At 64.8% G+C, this 16,245-nt stretch carries 17 protein-coding genes; 7 read left to right on the forward strand and 10 right to left on the reverse strand.

The window, feature by feature from the left end:
- Window positions 1-164: 164 nt before the first annotated feature.
- The 4 genes from JQ592_RS05660 (at window position 165) to JQ592_RS05675 (ending at window position 4,327) form a co-directional block, all read left to right on the forward strand.
- Window positions 165-1,322, forward strand: a complete 1,158-nt coding sequence (locus JQ592_RS05660) for a patatin-like phospholipase family protein (RefSeq protein ID WP_211401927.1) — start codon at window positions 165-167, stop codon at window positions 1,320-1,322.
- A gap of 128 nt (window positions 1,323-1,450) precedes the next feature.
- On the forward strand, window positions 1,451-2,209 hold the full coding sequence (locus JQ592_RS05665; RefSeq protein WP_211401928.1) for a TetR/AcrR family transcriptional regulator: 759 nt from the start codon (window positions 1,451-1,453) through the stop codon (window positions 2,207-2,209).
- A gap of 249 nt (window positions 2,210-2,458) precedes the next feature.
- Window positions 2,459-3,061 (forward strand): PepSY domain-containing protein, encoded by a 603-nt coding sequence (locus JQ592_RS05670; protein WP_211401929.1) that lies wholly within the window; start codon window positions 2,459-2,461, stop codon window positions 3,059-3,061.
- 228 nt (window positions 3,062-3,289) lie between these two features.
- Window positions 3,290-4,327: an aspartate-semialdehyde dehydrogenase gene (locus tag JQ592_RS05675; protein WP_211401930.1), complete on the forward strand. Its 1,038-nt coding sequence runs from the start codon at window positions 3,290-3,292 to the stop codon at window positions 4,325-4,327.
- Here JQ592_RS05675 and JQ592_RS05680 read toward each other — a convergent pair.
- The 7 genes from JQ592_RS05680 to coaD all read right to left on the reverse strand — a co-directional run bounded on the left by JQ592_RS05680 (window position 4,255) and on the right by coaD (window position 8,308).
- The gene (locus tag JQ592_RS05680) at window positions 4,255-4,827 is read right to left on the reverse strand and encodes a type II toxin-antitoxin system VapC family toxin (protein ID WP_211401931.1); all 573 of its coding nucleotides are present in this window, start codon (window positions 4,825-4,827) and stop codon (window positions 4,255-4,257) included. The two genes, JQ592_RS05675 and JQ592_RS05680, sit on opposite strands and share 73 nt — an antisense overlap.
- Complete coding sequence (locus JQ592_RS05685) at window positions 4,827-5,069, reverse strand: type II toxin-antitoxin system VapB family antitoxin (RefSeq protein ID WP_211401932.1); 243 nt, start codon at window positions 5,067-5,069, stop codon at window positions 4,827-4,829. Before JQ592_RS05685 ends, JQ592_RS05680 begins: the two co-directional genes overlap by 1 nt.
- A gap of 56 nt (window positions 5,070-5,125) precedes the next feature.
- Complete coding sequence (gene queA / locus JQ592_RS05690) at window positions 5,126-6,199, reverse strand: tRNA preQ1(34) S-adenosylmethionine ribosyltransferase-isomerase QueA (RefSeq protein WP_211401933.1); 1,074 nt, start codon at window positions 6,197-6,199, stop codon at window positions 5,126-5,128.
- Between the two features lie 116 nt (window positions 6,200-6,315).
- Window positions 6,316-6,780: a peptidylprolyl isomerase gene (locus JQ592_RS05695; RefSeq protein WP_035702663.1), complete on the reverse strand. Its 465-nt coding sequence runs from the start codon at window positions 6,778-6,780 to the stop codon at window positions 6,316-6,318.
- Window positions 6,777-7,187 carry a hypothetical protein gene (locus JQ592_RS05700; protein ID WP_211401934.1) on the reverse strand — a complete coding sequence of 137 codons (411 nt, stop codon included), beginning with the start codon at window positions 7,185-7,187 and terminating at the stop codon, window positions 6,777-6,779. The genes JQ592_RS05695 and JQ592_RS05700 overlap by 4 nt, the downstream gene beginning before the upstream one ends.
- A gap of 10 nt (window positions 7,188-7,197) precedes the next feature.
- On the reverse strand, window positions 7,198-7,773 hold the full coding sequence (locus JQ592_RS05705; protein WP_211401935.1) for a peptidylprolyl isomerase: 576 nt from the start codon (window positions 7,771-7,773) through the stop codon (window positions 7,198-7,200).
- A gap of 37 nt (window positions 7,774-7,810) precedes the next feature.
- Window positions 7,811-8,308, reverse strand: coding sequence for a pantetheine-phosphate adenylyltransferase (gene coaD / locus JQ592_RS05710; RefSeq protein WP_211401936.1), 498 nt, complete (start codon window positions 8,306-8,308; stop codon window positions 7,811-7,813).
- Between the two features lie 269 nt (window positions 8,309-8,577).
- Between coaD and JQ592_RS05715 the strand changes: the two genes are divergently transcribed.
- The 3 genes from JQ592_RS05715 (at window position 8,578) to JQ592_RS05725 (ending at window position 11,889) form a co-directional block, all read left to right on the forward strand.
- A complete protein-coding gene (locus JQ592_RS05715) occupies window positions 8,578-8,835 on the forward strand; it encodes a hypothetical protein (protein WP_211401937.1) in 258 nt (85 codons plus the stop codon).
- Window positions 8,836-9,041: 206 nt separating this feature from the next.
- Window positions 9,042-10,895, forward strand: coding sequence for a potassium transporter Kup (locus JQ592_RS05720; protein ID WP_211402516.1), 1,854 nt, complete (start codon window positions 9,042-9,044; stop codon window positions 10,893-10,895).
- Between the two features lie 34 nt (window positions 10,896-10,929).
- Window positions 10,930-11,889 (forward strand): phosphotransferase family protein, encoded by a 960-nt coding sequence (locus JQ592_RS05725; protein WP_211401938.1) that lies wholly within the window; start codon window positions 10,930-10,932, stop codon window positions 11,887-11,889.
- Window positions 11,890-11,898: 9 nt separating this feature from the next.
- On the opposite strand, the gene gyrA is transcribed toward JQ592_RS05725, so the two are convergent.
- The 3 genes from gyrA to JQ592_RS05740 all read right to left on the reverse strand — a co-directional run bounded on the left by gyrA (window position 11,899) and on the right by JQ592_RS05740 (window position 15,900).
- A complete protein-coding gene (gene gyrA, locus JQ592_RS05730; protein WP_211401939.1) occupies window positions 11,899-14,637 on the reverse strand; it encodes a DNA gyrase subunit A in 2,739 nt (912 codons plus the stop codon).
- Window positions 14,638-14,806: 169 nt separating this feature from the next.
- Complete coding sequence (locus JQ592_RS05735; RefSeq protein WP_211401940.1) at window positions 14,807-15,205, reverse strand: DUF2306 domain-containing protein; 399 nt, start codon at window positions 15,203-15,205, stop codon at window positions 14,807-14,809.
- 200 nt (window positions 15,206-15,405) lie between these two features.
- The gene (locus JQ592_RS05740) at window positions 15,406-15,900 is read right to left on the reverse strand and encodes a single-stranded DNA-binding protein (RefSeq protein WP_018642151.1); all 495 of its coding nucleotides are present in this window, start codon (window positions 15,898-15,900) and stop codon (window positions 15,406-15,408) included.
- Window positions 15,901-16,245 lie beyond the last annotated feature (345 nt).

Here is a 16,245-nt window from a genome sequence, read left to right on the forward strand (position 1 = left end):
GACAGATTTGACGCGGACCTGGAGTTCCGCCCGGCTTGCCAAATAAAACGATACAGTGTAGTTTTACCGTGGGGCCTGACGAGATGCCGCGGTGAGTTTGCCGGCGGCCGTATTTGCGTGATCGCCAGCCACCGACAATGCCCTCCGCTTCATGTTCGACCGAAATGTCCGTCCCTTCGCGTGGCGGGATACGACAGACCGCCGCCCGCCTGACCGGACTTCTGGTCCTGGGCTTAAGTCTGGCGCTCGGCGCCTGCACCTCCCTGCCCCGCACGCCCTACACGGCCGCTGAAGCCCAAACCTCGCGCGTGCTGGATATCGACGGCCTCAGGCGCTACGCCGACGAGCCGGTGACGAAATTCAGCTTCGACAAGGACGCCAGCACCGCGACGAAATCCTATCTGGCGCTCTCCGGCGGCGGCGCCGATGGCGCCTACGGCGTCGGCGTGCTCAACGGCTGGTCCGCGGCCAGAACCCGTCCCACCTTCACGGTCGTCTCGGGTGTCAGCACCGGCGGCCTGATCGCGCCGTTTGCATTTCTCGGCTCCCAATATGACGACACGCTGAAGGAGGTCTACACCAGCGGCATCGCGGAAACCCTCTTGAACGATCCCAGCATCATGCGCGTGCTGTTCGGCTCCGGCCTGTTCGGCAACACGCGCCTGCGCGAACTCGTCGCCCGCTATGTCGGGCCGGAGATCATGGCGCAGGTCGCGCGCGAGAACGCCAGGGGCCGCAGGCTGCTGATCGTGACGACCGATCTCGACACCCAGCGGACCGCGATCTGGGACATGGGCAAGATCGCGGCTGTCGGCACGCCCGAGGCGCTCAAGCTGTTTCGCGACGTGATGGCGGCTTCCGCCAGCATTCCTCTGGTGTTTCCGCCCATCATGATCGATGCCGAAGGCCAGGGCCGCCGGTTTCAGGAGATGCATGTCGACGGCGGCGTGACGGCACCGGTGCTGACGCTGCCGGAAGCCCTGCTGTTCCAGGGTAGCCGCCTGCCGGGCACTGCGAAGATGGACATCTACATCCTCGTCAACAAGAAGATCGAGCGCAACTTCGAGCTCGTGTCCAACAGCACGATCGACGTCGCCTCGCGCAGCCTGTCGGCGATCACGCAGTCGCAGACCCGTTCGATCATCTTCTCGACCTACGATTTCGCCAAGCGCAACCGCCTCGGCTTCCATCTCTCCTATATCGCGCGCGACTATCCCGCCCCGCCTTCGGAAGGGTTTGACACCGGCTATATGCGGGCGCTCTATCAGTACGGATATGAGAAGGCCGCGTCGGGCGAGGCTTGGACTTCGACGCTGCCGTGACGCGGGTGACGGAACGGCGTCCTATCGAAACGGTTGACGATACGGCCAATTCGGCCAGATTCGCGATGACGCCCCCGCTCCTGCGCGATATAGAGCGAATGACAGGCAACGCGCAGGAATCATTGGGCATGGGATTGACTGCGACCAAAACAAGATCGGCAGCGCCGCGGCGCGAGGTGCCGAAATCGCGTGGCGGCCGGCCGACCAAGACCGCCGCCATCGAGCGCGACCAGCGGCTGATCGAGGTCGCCACCCGCCTGTTCCTGGACCGCGGCTTTGACGCGACCTCGCTCGATGCGGTCGCGGAAGCGGCGCGCGTGAGCAAGCCGACCGTCTACTCCCGCTACGGTGACAAGCGCGGCCTGTTTGCGGCCGTGCTGAGGCGCGAGATCGAACGCTGGCTCGCGCCGCTGTCGGCTGCCGCGGAAACGCAGCTTTCCAGCGCCGCGGACATTTCGGTGGAGCAGCGACTTGTCGAGATCGGACGCGAGATGCTGACCTTCACCTGCGGGCCCGATGCCGTCGCCTTCAGCCGCATGATGACGTCGCAGGCCATCAACTTCCCCGACGTCGCCAAGCTCGGCAAGGAGGAGGGCTGGCTCAAGGCCGTCGCCACCACGGCGCGCTTCTTCGACCACCTGGTGGCGCAAGGCGCACTGGACATCGAAGACACCACCATCGCAGCCGAGGTGTTTCTCGACGTCGTCGTCGGCCACACTCACCGCATGGCGACGTTCGGAACGGCGCTCGAGATGAAGTCCGCGGAAAAGCGGATGCGCACCGCGATCAAGCTGTTCCTGGCTGGTGCGCTGGGCCCCGCCGACCGCGTCAAGGACGCCGCCAGGGACGCCGCCAAGGGCACGCCGCGGCGCCGCACCTCCCGCTGACAATTCCGTGAGCTTGCGATTTTCCCCAAGGGGGCCGTCGCAACGGCATTGACCGAAATAAAACGATACGGTATGGTTTAGTTAAGTTGGTACGGGCCGCTTTTTTCACCAGCCCCAAAAGAGGTCAGTGCCGCTTCGATCGCCGCGGCGGGTACAGCCGCCACGACGCTCCGCGGCCGGCCTTTGCCCAAGGTCGGCCGCGAATTCTTTACGATCATCCGGCACACTCGCTGGCCGAGGGTTTCGAGCATGACGACAGCCAAACGATGGACCTCGCAACTGCTTGCGATCGCCTTGCCCGCGCTGCTCATCGCCGCGCCGGCACAGGCAATCGTGACCACGGGCACGCCGACCGCGCTTCACAGCGACACAGATGGTGATGCTGAAGCGGACCGCCAGGCGGTCAGCCGCGAGATCGAACGATTCCGCAGTTCCTCGATCACGATCAGCCAGGCCATGGCGATTGCGGAAGCCCGCCATGCCGGCGCCACCACCGCCGACGTGAGTTTCGACGGCGGCTCGGGCGTGCCGGTCTACCGGGTGAAGACCCTGCACAACGACCGGATCTGGCGCCATACCATCAATGCGGCGACCGGCGAGCTCGTCGGCGGCGAGGCCGCCCTCCCCCTCGCCGAGCTCGACAACGACGATCGCAGCAATCTCGCAGCGCTCGGCGCGATCAGGCACCGCCTTGCCGACGCCGTACGCGTCGCCGAGCGCGCAGCCTCGGGCAAGGCCATCAGCGGTGGCCTCGTGCGCGAGCGCGGCCGGCTCAGTTTCGCGATCGTCGTGATCAGCGGCGACGACCTCAAGGAGGTCATCCTGGAGCCGCCGGGCGCCCGCGCCAAATAGCGATGGCTTGTCCCCCGGCCCCAACCGGGGGGCGAAAAGCCATTGACGGGCGCAAAACTCTCCCGCATAAGTCGCCGCCATGTTCACGACCACCAAACGCACGACCAAAACCACCACGGCCCCAGGGGCCCGGGGAGGCGTGCGCGCGTAGGTCGTCGACTTAAACGCATCAGCTCTACCGAAGCCCCGCCCTCGATGGTCCGGGGCTTTTTTGTTGTCTAAAACTCAATGGAGGAGAATGTGAGTAACGATCCCGTCGTCGCGATTGTCGGCGTCACCGGTGCGGTGGGCGCCGAATTCATCGCCACCATGGACAAGCGTGGCTTCCGCGTCGGCAAGCTCAAGGCGCTGGCGAGCGCCCGCTCCGCCGGCAAGACGGTGTCGTTCCGCGGCCAGAACGTCGTCATCGAGGAACTGACCGAGCGCGCCTTCGAGGGCGTCGACATCGCCCTGTTCTCCGCCGGCGGCAGCATCTCGAAGAAGTATGCGCCGATCGCGGTCAAGTCGGGCGCCGTGGTGGTCGACAACTCCTCCGCCTTCCGCATGGATCCCAACGTGCCGCTGGTGATCCCCGAGATCAACGCGAACCGCATCCGCGACCACAAGGGCATCATCGCCAACCCGAACTGCGCCGCGATCACCGCGCTGGTGCCGCTGTGGCCGATCCACCAGAAGAACCGCATCAAGCGCGTCATCATCTCGACCTACCAGGCCGCGTCCGGCGCCGGGGCAGCCGCGATGGAGGAGCTCGTCGAATCCACCCGCGCCAATCTCAACGGGCAGGTCTATACGCCCAAGGTGATGCCGCACCCCTACGCCTTCAATCTCTTCAACCACAACACCGCGGTCGACCCCGAGACCGGCTACAACGACGAAGAGACCAAGGTCATCAAGGAGACCCGCAAGATCTTCGAGGACGAGAGCATCGCGGTCGGCGTCACCTGCGTGCGCGTGCCGGTGCTGCGCGCCCATTGCGAGGCCATCACCTTCGAATGCGAGAAGCCCATCACCGAGGACCAGGTCCGCGCCATCATGGCGCAGGCCCCCGGCGTGAAGGTCGTCGACGACCGCGTGAAGAACTACTTCCCGATGCCGATCGACGCCTCGGGCCAGGACGACGTCCTGGTCGGCCGCATCCGCAAGGACCTCAGCGATCCCTCCGGGCATTCGATCTCGATGTTCGTGGCGGCGGATCAGCTGCTCAAGGGCGCGGCGCTGAATGCGGTGCAGATCGCGGAGCTCTTGCCGCAGCGGGTGATGGCGTAACAGAAGGTGCCGTAGGGTGGGCAAAGGCGCGCAAGCGCCGTGCCCACCGCTCCTGCCACACATTCAAGAAAATGGCGGGCACATTTCGCTGTGCTCGCCCTACGACGGCTAACCGCGCGGTCAGACCAACGCCGCGACGATATCCGTCTTGGCAAAATCGATTCCTTTGAAGAGGAGCGGTTGCGAACGCATTTTGGCGAGAGCGTAGACCGCACAATCGACGATGTTGAGTTGTGCCGGATGTCCCCCGCCCTTGCCAAACCGCTGAAATTGGCCATGTCGGCGTCGAAGGGCACGACGACAATCCCGGCGGTCTCCAGCAATTCGTCGAAAAACGCCACAGCCGTCGCCCCGAAGCGAGCAGAGAGAACGATCTTGGCTTCCAGGACCGCTACTGCCGACATCGACAGACTGTCAGCATCTAGCATGGCTGTCCGATAGCGTTGCGCATCCAGCTCGTTGGTTACGGTCGCGATGATCGCAGACGTATCCAGTACCATCAGGACGACGGCCCAAAACGGTCGTAGCCGATAATTTCGTCAGCAGACCGGGTATCCAGAACGGGCAGGCTAGCGGTCCGCTCAAAGAACGACGTCAGGGCGGCCCTTCTATCGGCAACCGGCGAGCCGACACGAGACAAGCGCTCCTCGATGGCACGCTCCAGCGCCGTCTCGATATCTTCCCCCGTCAGGCGGGCGAGGCGCTGGGCAAGCTCGTCGACTTTCGCGGAACGGATGTTCATGACCGCCTCGATCTACGCAAATGACGTCAACAGCATAACACGAAGGGGCCGCCGGGTCACTCCCGTGCCCGGAACAGCAGGCACGCATCGCCATACGAATAGAACCGGTAGCCGCTCGCGATCGCGTGCGCATAGGCCTGCTTCATCGTCTCGAGTCCCGAAAACGCCGACACCAGCATGAACAGCGTCGACTTCGGCAGGTGGAAATTCGTCATCAGGATATCGACGGCACGGAAGCGATAGCCGGGGGTGATGAAGATCGCGGTCTCAGCCGCAAACGGCTGGATCGTGCCGTCTTCGCTCGCCGCACTTTCGAGCAGACGCAATGACGTCGTGCCGACCGCGACAGTGCGGCCGCCATTCTTCCGCGCGGAGTTGAGCCGCTCGGCCACCTCGGCCGAGATCGTGCCCCACTCGGCATGCATCTTGTGGCCTTCGGTGTCGTCGGCCTTGACCGGCAGGAAGGTCCCTGCCCCGACATGCAGCGTGACCCTGACGATGCCGACGTCGCGCGCGCGTAGCGCCTGCTCCAGCTTGGGCGTGAAATGCAGGCCCGCGGTGGGAGCCGCGACCGCGCCTTCGTTCGCCGCGAACATCGTCTGGTAGTCCGCAAAATCCTGGTCGTCGGGCGTGCGCTTGGAGGCGATGTAGGGCGGCAGCGGCGGGCTGCCAAGATCGGCGATGGCCTGGTCGAGTGCCGGGCCGTGGAACGAGAAGCCAAGCGTCACCTCGCCCTCAACGCCCTTGGCCTCGACCTCGGCGTCGAGATGGCCGAGCAGGCAGACCTTGCCTTCATTGCCGAAACGGATGCGGTCGCCGGCAACGAGCTTCTTGGCGGGCTTGACCAGCGCCTGCCAGCGCGAGCCGTCGAGGCGCTTGATCAGCGTCGCCTCGATCTTCGGCTCGGTCTCGCGGCCGATGCGGCGGCCTTTCAGTTGCGCCGCGATCACCTTGGTGTCGTTGACGACGAGCTGGTCGCCGGGCCTCAGCCATTGCGGCAGGTCGGCAATGACCTGGTCGCGAAGTGCGCCGTTCTCGACGACCAGCATCTTCGCGGAGTCGCGCGGGCTCGCCGGGCGCAAGGCGATGCGCTCGGCGGGCAGGTCGAAATCGAAGAGATCGGTGCGCATGTCTCACTAGCACCGTCATTCCGGACGCCGCGGCTCAAGCGCGGCGATCCGGAATCTCGAGATTGTGGCGCGAGATTCCGGGTTCGCGCCAAGGCGCGCCCCGGAATGACGGGTGACTATTCCTTGTCCGCGGCCATCCGCGCCTTGACGATCTTGTCGGGGTTCTGCACCGGCTCGCCGCGTTTGATCTTGTCGACGTTCTCCATGCCCTCGGTGACCTTGCCCCACACCGTGTACTGGTTGTCGAGGAAACGGGCGTCGTCGAAGCAGATGAAGAACTGGCTGTCGCCGGAATCGGGGCTCGCGGCGCGCGCCATCGAGGCGGTGCCGCGCACATGCGGCTCCTTGTTGAACTCGGCCTTCAGCTTCTTGCCGGAGCCGCCGGTGCCGGTGCCGTGCGGGCAGCCGGTCTGGGCCATGAAGCCCTCGATCACGCGGTGGAACACGATGCCGTCGTAGAAGCCCTCGCGGACCAGTTCCTTGATGCGCGCGACATGGCCGGGCGCGAGGTCGGGCCGCATCTCGATGGTGACGGGGCCCTGCGTGGTCTCGAGGATCAGGGTGTTTTCGGTGACGCTCATACTCGTCTCTCTTGCGTTGGGGGTGAAGTCTTCCGGTTACGGAACTGGATCGCGAATGGACGTCCCGCAGCAGCGCCGGCCATCGTTTCGGTAAATGGCATCGGCGTGCAGCGTTGCAACGCCTCCATCACCGCGATCCGGTATTGCAGCCGGTCATTGTCGGAGGCCTCCGCGGATTCATAGGTAATCCTCGGATGGCCCAGAATGTTTCCGGCCCGGTTAAAGCTCACGACGACGGTGATGTCGAGTGGGCGAGCCTTGGCGGGCGGCGGCGGCTTCCAGCAGGTGTGCAGATGCCGGAAGACGTCCTGGATGGTGTTGACCTGCGCGTCCTCGGCCTTCGCGCCGGAGACGCCGAGCAGTAGCACCGCGGCGGCGAGCAAAAGCCTGTTGCCGCAGCGCGCCATCGCGTTTTTCCTACTTGATGTCGGAAGCGACCTGCACCTTCACCATCTTGTCGGGATCGGTGACGGTGCCGCTGCTTGATCCGGGAGGCGCCTTCTTCAGCTTGTCGACGACGTCCATGCCCTGCACGACCTCGCCGATCACGGTGTACTGGCCATCGAGGCTGCCGCCATCCGCGAACATGATGAAGAACTGCGAGTTGGCGGTGTCGACGCTGTCGCCGCGCCGGGCCATGCCGACGATGCCGCGGGCAAAATGCACCTTGGAGAATTCCTGCTTCAGGTTCGGATATTTCGAGCCGCCGGTGCCGTTGAATTTCTCGCCGTCGCCGGTCTGCGCCATGAAGCCGTCCATGACGCGGTGGAACGGCACGTTGTTGTAATAGCCCTCGCGCGCCAGCTGCTTGAGGCGCTCGGCGTGCTGCGGCGCCAGATCGGTCCTGAGCTTGATGACGATGCGGCCCTTGGTCGTGTCGATGACCAGGGCGTTGGCCTTGTCGAGGTTTGCCGGAAGCTGCTGCGCCACCGCCGGGACCGCGCTGACGAGCGCGGCCAAGATCGTGGCAAGAATTGCGAGACGACGGATCATGAAAACTCCGGATCTGGTGAGATGAGAGAGCGCGCCGTTATCCGGCGAATTTGGCCTTGAGCAGGGTGGCAACGAGCGGCGGCACGAAGGTGGAGACATCTCCGCCCATCCCTGCGATCTGGCGCACCAAAGTGGCGGTGATCGGGCGGACCATGGGAGAGGCCGGCAGGAAGACCGTGTGCACCTCCGGCGCCATGGCCTCGTTCATGCCGGCAAGCTGCATCTCGTAGTCGAGGTCGGTGCCGTCGCGCAGGCCCCGAATCATGATGGTCGCGCCGTGCTTGCGCGCCGCGGTCACCGACAGATCGTCAAACGTCACGGCTTCGAGCACGCAGCCGGCCTGGGCCGCGATCGGACCGCAGACGTCCTCGAGCATCTGCAGGCGCTCCTCGGTCGAGAACAGCGGCTTCTTGCCGGGATGGACGCCGATCGCGACCACCAGGCGGTCGCACAGGGGAACGGCATGCCGGACCACGTCCAGATGGCCGTTGGTGATGGGGTCGAAGGAACCCGGATAGAAGGCGATGCGCGGCATGGCCCCCTCCTACCGCGCCCGGCCCGGCCCGGCAAGCCGGGCAGGTTCCTTGTCCGTTTCCTGCCCGTTGGCCGGAAAATGCCCGCCGGAGGTGTCGGCAACGGCCGGATTGTTTCGTCCTGGGGCCGGCGACGAAACAAAGCAGAGCGCGAACGAAACCATTTCCGGCGTCCGCGAAGACGTCCGGAAACTGGCCATGGTTACTAATCCGGCCAACGAACGACGGGCCGCGTACTGGGCGTAGGCGGCCGCATCACAGGGGACTGTCAATGATCAAGGCGCTTTCAGCGATCGCACTCTCTGCGTGTGTTGCCGCAGCCCTCACCCTCCTGCCCGGCTTTGCCCCGACCGTCGAAGCCAGCGTGCCGCAGCCGCTCGCCAAGAGCGACCGGCTCGATATCCGCACCATCGGGCGTGACTGCTCGCAGCAGGCCTGGCCGAATTTCGAGGCGTCCTGCCTGCGCCGCGCCGGTAGCAAGTCTGATGTCCGCCAGGCCCGCCTCGTGACCGCCGACCGCACGCCGTAGTTGGCCCCGTCAGCTTCGCGTCAGGAAAGCCCCTCAAGATAAACCCCAAGATAAACCCCATGGATATTTGCGACGTCTCGTCGCAGACTGCGTGATGATCGCGCTCGTCGGAATGGCCCGCCGGGCGCGATCCCATCGGGGGGTCGCCATTGTCCAGTACGCCCGCAGTCGCTTCCAGCCACCATCCCGATCCACTGCCGCTTGCCATGACCATGGGCGCCCTCGGGGTCGTCTATGGCGATATCGGCACCAGCCCGCTCTACGCCCTCAAGGAAGCCGCCAAGGCAGCTGCCCATGGCGGCACGCTAAGTCACGACGCTGTCCTGGGGGTTGCCTCGCTGATCCTCTGGGCCCTGCTGCTGATCATCTCGCTGAAATATGCGCTGCTGATCCTGCGCGCGGATAACCGCGGCGAAGGCGGCATCGTCGCCCTGCTGGCCCTGCTCCATGCGCGCAACGCGCAACCAGGCACCTGGCGGGCGCATCTGCTGGTGGTCGGCCTCGTCGGTGCCGCCCTGCTCTATGGCGACGGCGCGATCACGCCGGCGATCTCCGTGCTGAGCGCCATCGAAGGCCTCAAGGTCGACGCGCCCTCGCTCGCGCCAGTGGTGGTGCCCGTCACCGTCGCCATCCTGATCGGTCTGTTCATGATGCAGAAGCAGGGCACCGGCTTCATCGGCCGCATCTTCGGCCCGGTGATGCTGGCTTGGTTCGTCGTGCTGGCCGCGCTCGGCATCCACGGCATCGTCAAGGCGCCGGCGGTGCTGGCGGCGCTCAGCCCGTTCTATGCCTTCAACTTCCTGATCCACCAGGACTTCCACATTTCGTTCGGAATTCTTGGCGCCGCGTTCCTCGCGGTGACCGGCGGCGAAGCCATGTATGCCGATATGGGGCATTTCGGCCGCCTGCCGATCCGGCTCGCCTGGTTCGCAATCTGCCTGCCCGCTTTGGTGCTGAACTATTTCGGCCAGGCCGCGCTGCTGATCACCGATCCCTCGATGATCGAGAACCCGTTCTTCCAGCTCTGCCCGGATGCCCTGCACTATGCGCTGGTCGCCTTCTCGGCGGTCGCGACCGTGATCGCCTCGCAGGCGATCATCTCCGGCGTGTTCTCGCTGACCCAGCAATCGATCCAGCTCGGTTTCCTGCCGCGCATGCAGATCCGCCACACCACCAGCCACGCGATCGGCCAGATCTACGTGCCGCTGGTGAACTGGCTGCTCGCGGCTGCAACGCTTGGCGCGGTGCTGAGCTTCGGCTCCTCGGACGCCCTCGCCGGCGCCTATGGCATCGCGGTGTCGCTGCTGATGGCCATCACCACGCTGCTGGCCGCACTCGTCGCGATCCAGTGGGGCTTTTCGCCCTGGCTCGTGGTCGCCGTGAACGGCGCGTTCTTCGTCATCGACGTGATCTTCTTCTCCGCCAATTCGATCAAGCTGTTCGAGGGCGGCTGGTTTCCGCTGCTGCTCGCCGGCCTCGTCGCCTTCCTGATGCTGACCTGGCGCGCCGGCGTGAAGCTGGTCGAGGCCGCGCGCGGCCACCTGCGCCAGCCCGAGGAGGACCTGATCGAGACTGCGGTGAACAAATGCAGAGCGAGACTGCCCGGCACGGCCGTGTTCCTGGCGTCAGCACCAAAGGGCGTGCCGCTGGCGCTGACCCAGTTCGTCAAGCACAACCACGTCCTGCACGAACGCATCGTCCTCGTCACGGTGCTGATCGAGGAATCGCCGCATATCACCGACGAGGAGCGCGCCGAGGTGATCGACATCATCCCCGGCATCACCCGCGTGATCCTGCATTACGGCTTCATGCAGAATCCGACGATCTATGAGGGACTGGCGCTCGCGTGCCGCCAGGGCAAGCTGCCCGGCATCGACCTCTCCGACATCACCTATTATGTCGGCCGCGAGACCATCATCCCGCGCGAGGACGTCCCGGGCATGTGGGTCTGGCGCGAAGGCGTATTCGCCTTCCTGCAGCGCAACGCCGAACGCTCCGCCGCGTTCTTCGGCGTGCCGACCAAACAGGTCGTGGAGTTCGGCACGGAGCTGGAGATTTAGCGCGGCTCACCGGGCTGCATGAGGCAAGTGCGAAATGTCCAACAATCCGCCTCTGCAGCTGAAGCCTCGGCTGACAATCTCGGTCGATGAGGTGCAGACGATCATCCGTCGGACGTCTCCGCGGGCGTTGGTGCTGGATGTCGCTGAGCTGCATGGCGGGGAGATCGGTACCGTCATGGAGATCGTGTTGGCGGATTCGCCAGCCTGCATCCTCAAGGCCTACCCTGCATCGCTGCAGTGGAAGATGGCAAAGGAAGTCTACGTTCTTGGGCTTCTCCGTGACCTTGACATAACCGTTCCCAGCGTACTGTTCGCCGACAACACGCGATCGGTGATCGACCTCAACTACGTCCTGATGACCAAGCTCGACGGCACGGTGCTCGGCCGGCGAGAGGCGGTGCTGACAGACGCACAGCTGTTCGAAATCTACGCCGAGATGGGCGCGGCGCTGCGCCGGATCAACGACGTCGCCCTCGACAGCTTTGGCTATATCGGCCCCGACGGGGTCTGGACGGCGCATCCGAGCAACCACGCCTACGTGTCCGCGCAGTTCGAGAGGAAGCTGACGGAGTTCTGCACGCGGGGCGGTGATCCCACGCTGGCCGCGCGCCTGCGGGGCAGCGTTGCGGCACGGCAGCATCTGTTCGAGGCAGCCGTCACCCCTCGCCTGTGCCACTACGATTTCCATGCCGGCAACGTGCTGGTGACGCCGGAGGGCGAACCGCATCTGACGGGCATCGTCGATTTCGAGAATGCGACATCCGGCGATCCACTGATGGATATCGCGAAGGCGATCTATTATTTCACGGCGAAGGATGCGCCGAAGCGCGACGGGCTGCTCGCCGGCTATGGCAGGATCGAGCGCGCCAACTGGCAGGAAACGCTCGCGCTCTACCGCGTGTATTGCACGCTGGAGCTATGGTGCTGGATGGCGCAGATCGGCAAGCACGAGGCGCTTGCCGATTTGACGAGAGAGCTTGCAAACGCCGCATAGAACGGGGCGTTACGCCCCGTTGCCGTTCTCGCCGTTCCCGTTCTCCGCCTCTTCGGTGATGTGCTCGACCGACACCACATGCTCGTCCTCGGCGGTATCGAACACGATCACGCCTTGCGTCGAGCGGCCGGCGATGCGGATGCCTTCGACGGGGCAGCGGATCAGCTGGCCCTTGTCGGTGACCAGCATGATCTGATCGGCCTCCTCCACGGGGAAGGATGCCACGAGGTTGCCGTTGCGGTTGTTGACGCTCATGGCGACGATGCCTTTGCCGCCACGGCCGGTGGTGCGGTACTCGTAGGACGAGGTCCGCTTGCCATAGCCGTTGACGGAGACGGTCAGCACGACCTGCTCGGCCGCCGACATCTCGACATAGCGCTCCTGCGGGAGCTGGAAGCTGCCTGACGTCTCCTCGGCCTCGGCATCCACCGCAGCCTCTTCCGAGGCGGCTTCGCCTGCGACCGCGCGGCGCATCTTCAAATAGGCCGAGCGCTCGTCCGAGGTGGTCTCGACGTGGCGCAGGATCGCCAGCGAGATCACCTTGTCGCCCTCGCCGAGCGCGATGCCGCGCACGCCCATCGAGGTGCGCCCGGTGAACACGCGCACGTCGGTGACGGGGAAGCGGATGCACTGGCCGCCCGCGGCCGTCAGCAGCACGTCGTCGCGCTCGGTGCAGATCTGCACGTCGACGATCGCCTCGTTGTCGTCGAGCTTCATGGCGATGATGCCGGAGCGGCGGACGTCGACGAAGTCGGACAGCTTGTTGCGGCGAACGTTGCCGCCCGTGGTGGCGAACATCACGTCGAGCTGGCCCCAGGTCGATTCATCCTCCGGCAGCGGCATGATGGTGGTGATGCGCTCGCCCTGCTCCAGCGGCAGGATGTTGATCATGGCCTTGCCGCGCGCGTTCGGCGCGGCCATCGGCAGCCGCCAGACCTTTTCCTTGTACACCTGGCCGCGCGAGGAGAAGAACAGCACCGGCGTGTGCGTGGAGGCCACGAACAGGCGGCTGACGAAATCCTCGTCGCGAGTCTGCATGCCGGAGCGGCCCTTGCCGCCGCGGCGCTGGGCCCGGTAGGCCGACAGCGGCACGCGCTTGACGTAGCCGGCGTGCGAGACGGTGACGACCATGTCCTCGCGCTGGATCAGGTCCTCGTCCTCGACCTCGCCTTCCTGCTCCATGATGACGGTGCGGCGGGGCGTGGCGAACTCCGCCTTCACCTCGGCGAGCTCGGTCTTGATGATGTCGAGGATGCGCGCGCGCGAGCGCAGGATCTCGAGATAGTCGCTGATCTCGCCGGCGAGCTTGGAGAGCTCGTCGCCGATCTCGTCTCGGCCGAGCGCGGTGAGGCGCGCCAGGCGCAGCTCCAGGATCGCCCTCGCCTGTTCCAGCGACAGGCGGATCGTCCCGTCCGCATTGATGCGGTGACGCGGATCGTCGATCAGCGTGATGATGTCCTCGACGTCGCGGGCGGGCCAGTCGCGCGTCATCAGGGTCTCGCGCGCCGCAGCCGGCGTCGGCGAGGTCCGGATCACGCGAATGATCTCGTCGATGTTGGCGACCGCGATGGCGAGGCCGACCTGCTCATGCGCGCGCTCGCGCGCCTTGCGCAGCTTGTATTTGGTCCGGCGGGTGACGACCTGCTCGCGGAAGCCGACGAAGATCGTCAGCATGTCCTTCAGGTTCATCGTCTGCGGACGGCCGGAATCGAGCGCGACGGCGTTGACGCCGAAGCTCGTCTGCAGCGGCGTGAACTTGTAGAGCTGGTTCAGCACGACGTCGGGCACGGCATCGCGCTTCAGCTCGACGACGACGCGATAGCCGTCGCGGTCGGACTCGTCGCGCAGGTCGGAGATGCCCTCGATCTTCTTTTCCTTGTAGAGCTCGGCGATGCGCTCGACCATCGTCGCCTTGTTCACCTGATACGGGATCTCGGTGATGACGATCGCCTCGCGTTCTTTCCGGATCGTCTCGAAGGTGACCTTGCCGCGCATCACGATCGAGCCGCGGCCGAGATGGTAGGCGCTGCGGATGCCCTGGCGTCCGAGGATGATGCCGCCGGTCGGGAAATCCGGGCCCGGGATGATGTTGTTGAGCTCGTCGATGGTCAGCGACGGATTGTCGATCAGCGCGACGCAGGCGTCGATCACCTCGCCGAGATTGTGCGGCGGGATGTTGGTGGCCATGCCGACCGCGATGCCGCCGGCGCCGTTGACGAGCAGGTTCGGGAACCGCGCGGGCAGAACCACCGGCTCCCGCTCGGAGCCGTCGTAATTGTCCTGGAAATCGACGGTGTCGTCGTCGATGTCCTCGAGCAGCTTCAGCGCGATCTTGGTCAGGCGGGATTCGGTGTAGCGCATCGCCGCCGGCGGATCGCCGTCGACCGAGCCGAAATTGCCCTGCCCGTCGATCAGCGGCGCGCGCATCGAAAAGTCCTGCGCCATGCGCACCAAGGCGTCGTAGATCGCCTGGTCGCCATGCGGGTGATACTTACCCATGACCTCGCCGACGGCACCGGCGGACTTCTTGTGCTTCTTATCCGGGGTGTCGCCGCGATTGTTCATCGCGAACAGGATGCGGCGGTGCACCGGCTTCAGCCCGTCGCGCGCATCGGGCAGCGCACGCGCCACGATCACGCTCATCGCGTAATCGAGATAGGACTTCTTCATCTCCTCGTAGATGGAAACGGGGCGAATGTCCGAGGGATGCGCCGGCTGGTCGCCGGGCTTGTTGTCGTCGTCAGCCAATGGGGAATCCGGTGAGTTTTTGTCTGGGAATCATATAGCGCATCACACCCCTGATAACCACCCTTGCCGGGCTCTAGGGAAGCGCTTTTTCCGACTGTTTTTCCAGAGGCTTACGCCCTTCCCGGCACTGCCCCGGACGGGGCCGGAACGAGCGGTGCGGAACCGGCTCTCACGCCCCGAAAATCACCCGGTGCATGATGCGGCCGGGCACCAGCGTAAACAGGCCCGCCACCACCAGCGCACCGGCGAAGATGAAGATCATCATCCGCCGGTGGTCGGCGACACGATGCGTGCGCGCCCGCCACACCGCGAGCGGCAGAACCAGCAGGGTGAAAATCGACAACAGATGGATCGGGCTGAACGGCCCGACCAGGCGGATCTCGTGGATCCAGAATGACGAGGCGGCAACGGCCACCATCAGGACGATCCAGATCCAGCCGATTGTCCGGTGCGGCAGTGTGCCCTTGGGAGCGGCGAACTGGACGAGGCCGAGCATGAAGGCGGCCATTGCGGCAAAGGCATGCAGCGGGATCGCGGGAGCGGCCTCAAGCAGCGGCGCGAGACTCATGCGGGCTCCCTCGGGTCAAGCGGCGACCAATGTGAATAAGATTAACATGAAGTTAATACCATTCACATTGCAGCCCGTCAAAGACTTGAGGCAACACATGAGGCAAGCTCGGAAAACCGAGCTTTACCGGTCAATTGGTAAGAAATCCTGTCGCTTCACACGAGCAAGGCGACATCGGGGAGAAAACGCCCCCGCCCGCCTCAGAACGGGATGTCGTCGTCCATGTCGCTGTTGCGGCCGCCGCCGGCGGCAACAGGACGGCGCGGCGCGCTGCTGACGGGACCGGAGGAGCCGAAATCGCCGCCCGGCTCGTCGCCGAAGCTGCCGCCTCCGCCGCCACCACCGCGGCCATCAAGCATCGTCAGCGTCGAGTTGAAGCCCTGGAGCACGACCTCGGTCGAGTATTTCTCGACGCCGCTCTGGTCGGTCCATTTGCGGGTCTGGAGCGCGCCCTCGATGTAAACCTTCGCGCCCTTCTTCAGATACTGCTCGGCGACCTTGCAGAGCCCCTCATTGAAGATCACGACGCGATGCCACTCGGTCTTTTCCTTGCGCTCGCCGCTGTTCTTGTCGCGCCAGGTCTCCGAGGTCGCGATGCTGAGATTCGCGATCGGCCGCCCGTCCTGGGTGCGGCGGATTTCAGGATCCTTGCCGAGATTTCCAACCAGAATGACCTTGTTGACGCTTCCCGCCATCGCCGCTCTCCACTCCAAATGCCACTGAATTTCGTTAGGCTGAATTTCGTTAGGCTGAATTCATAAGGCCGCGCGCCCCGCGGTCCTGTGCAACCTGATTGAGGCGACCCTATACGCTTGCGCGGACCGATCAGCCCACCAGCCCTCGGGTTATCCCCACATATAGCATCGCCTGTCGGCATGTTCCAGATTTGTTCTTTCTGGACGGACGCCGAATATCCGCCTCGGGCGGCGCCTGCATGCCGCCCAATTGGTGCGCACCGGATGGAACCTTTTCAGGTTCCCCTAATCATGGAAAAGTGCTTAACATTCATCAAGTTACATGCTCGCACTTGCCCTGCGACT

This window comes from Bradyrhizobium iriomotense (assembly GCF_018129405.1).
Lineage (GTDB): Bacteria > Pseudomonadota > Alphaproteobacteria > Rhizobiales > Xanthobacteraceae > Bradyrhizobium > Bradyrhizobium iriomotense_B.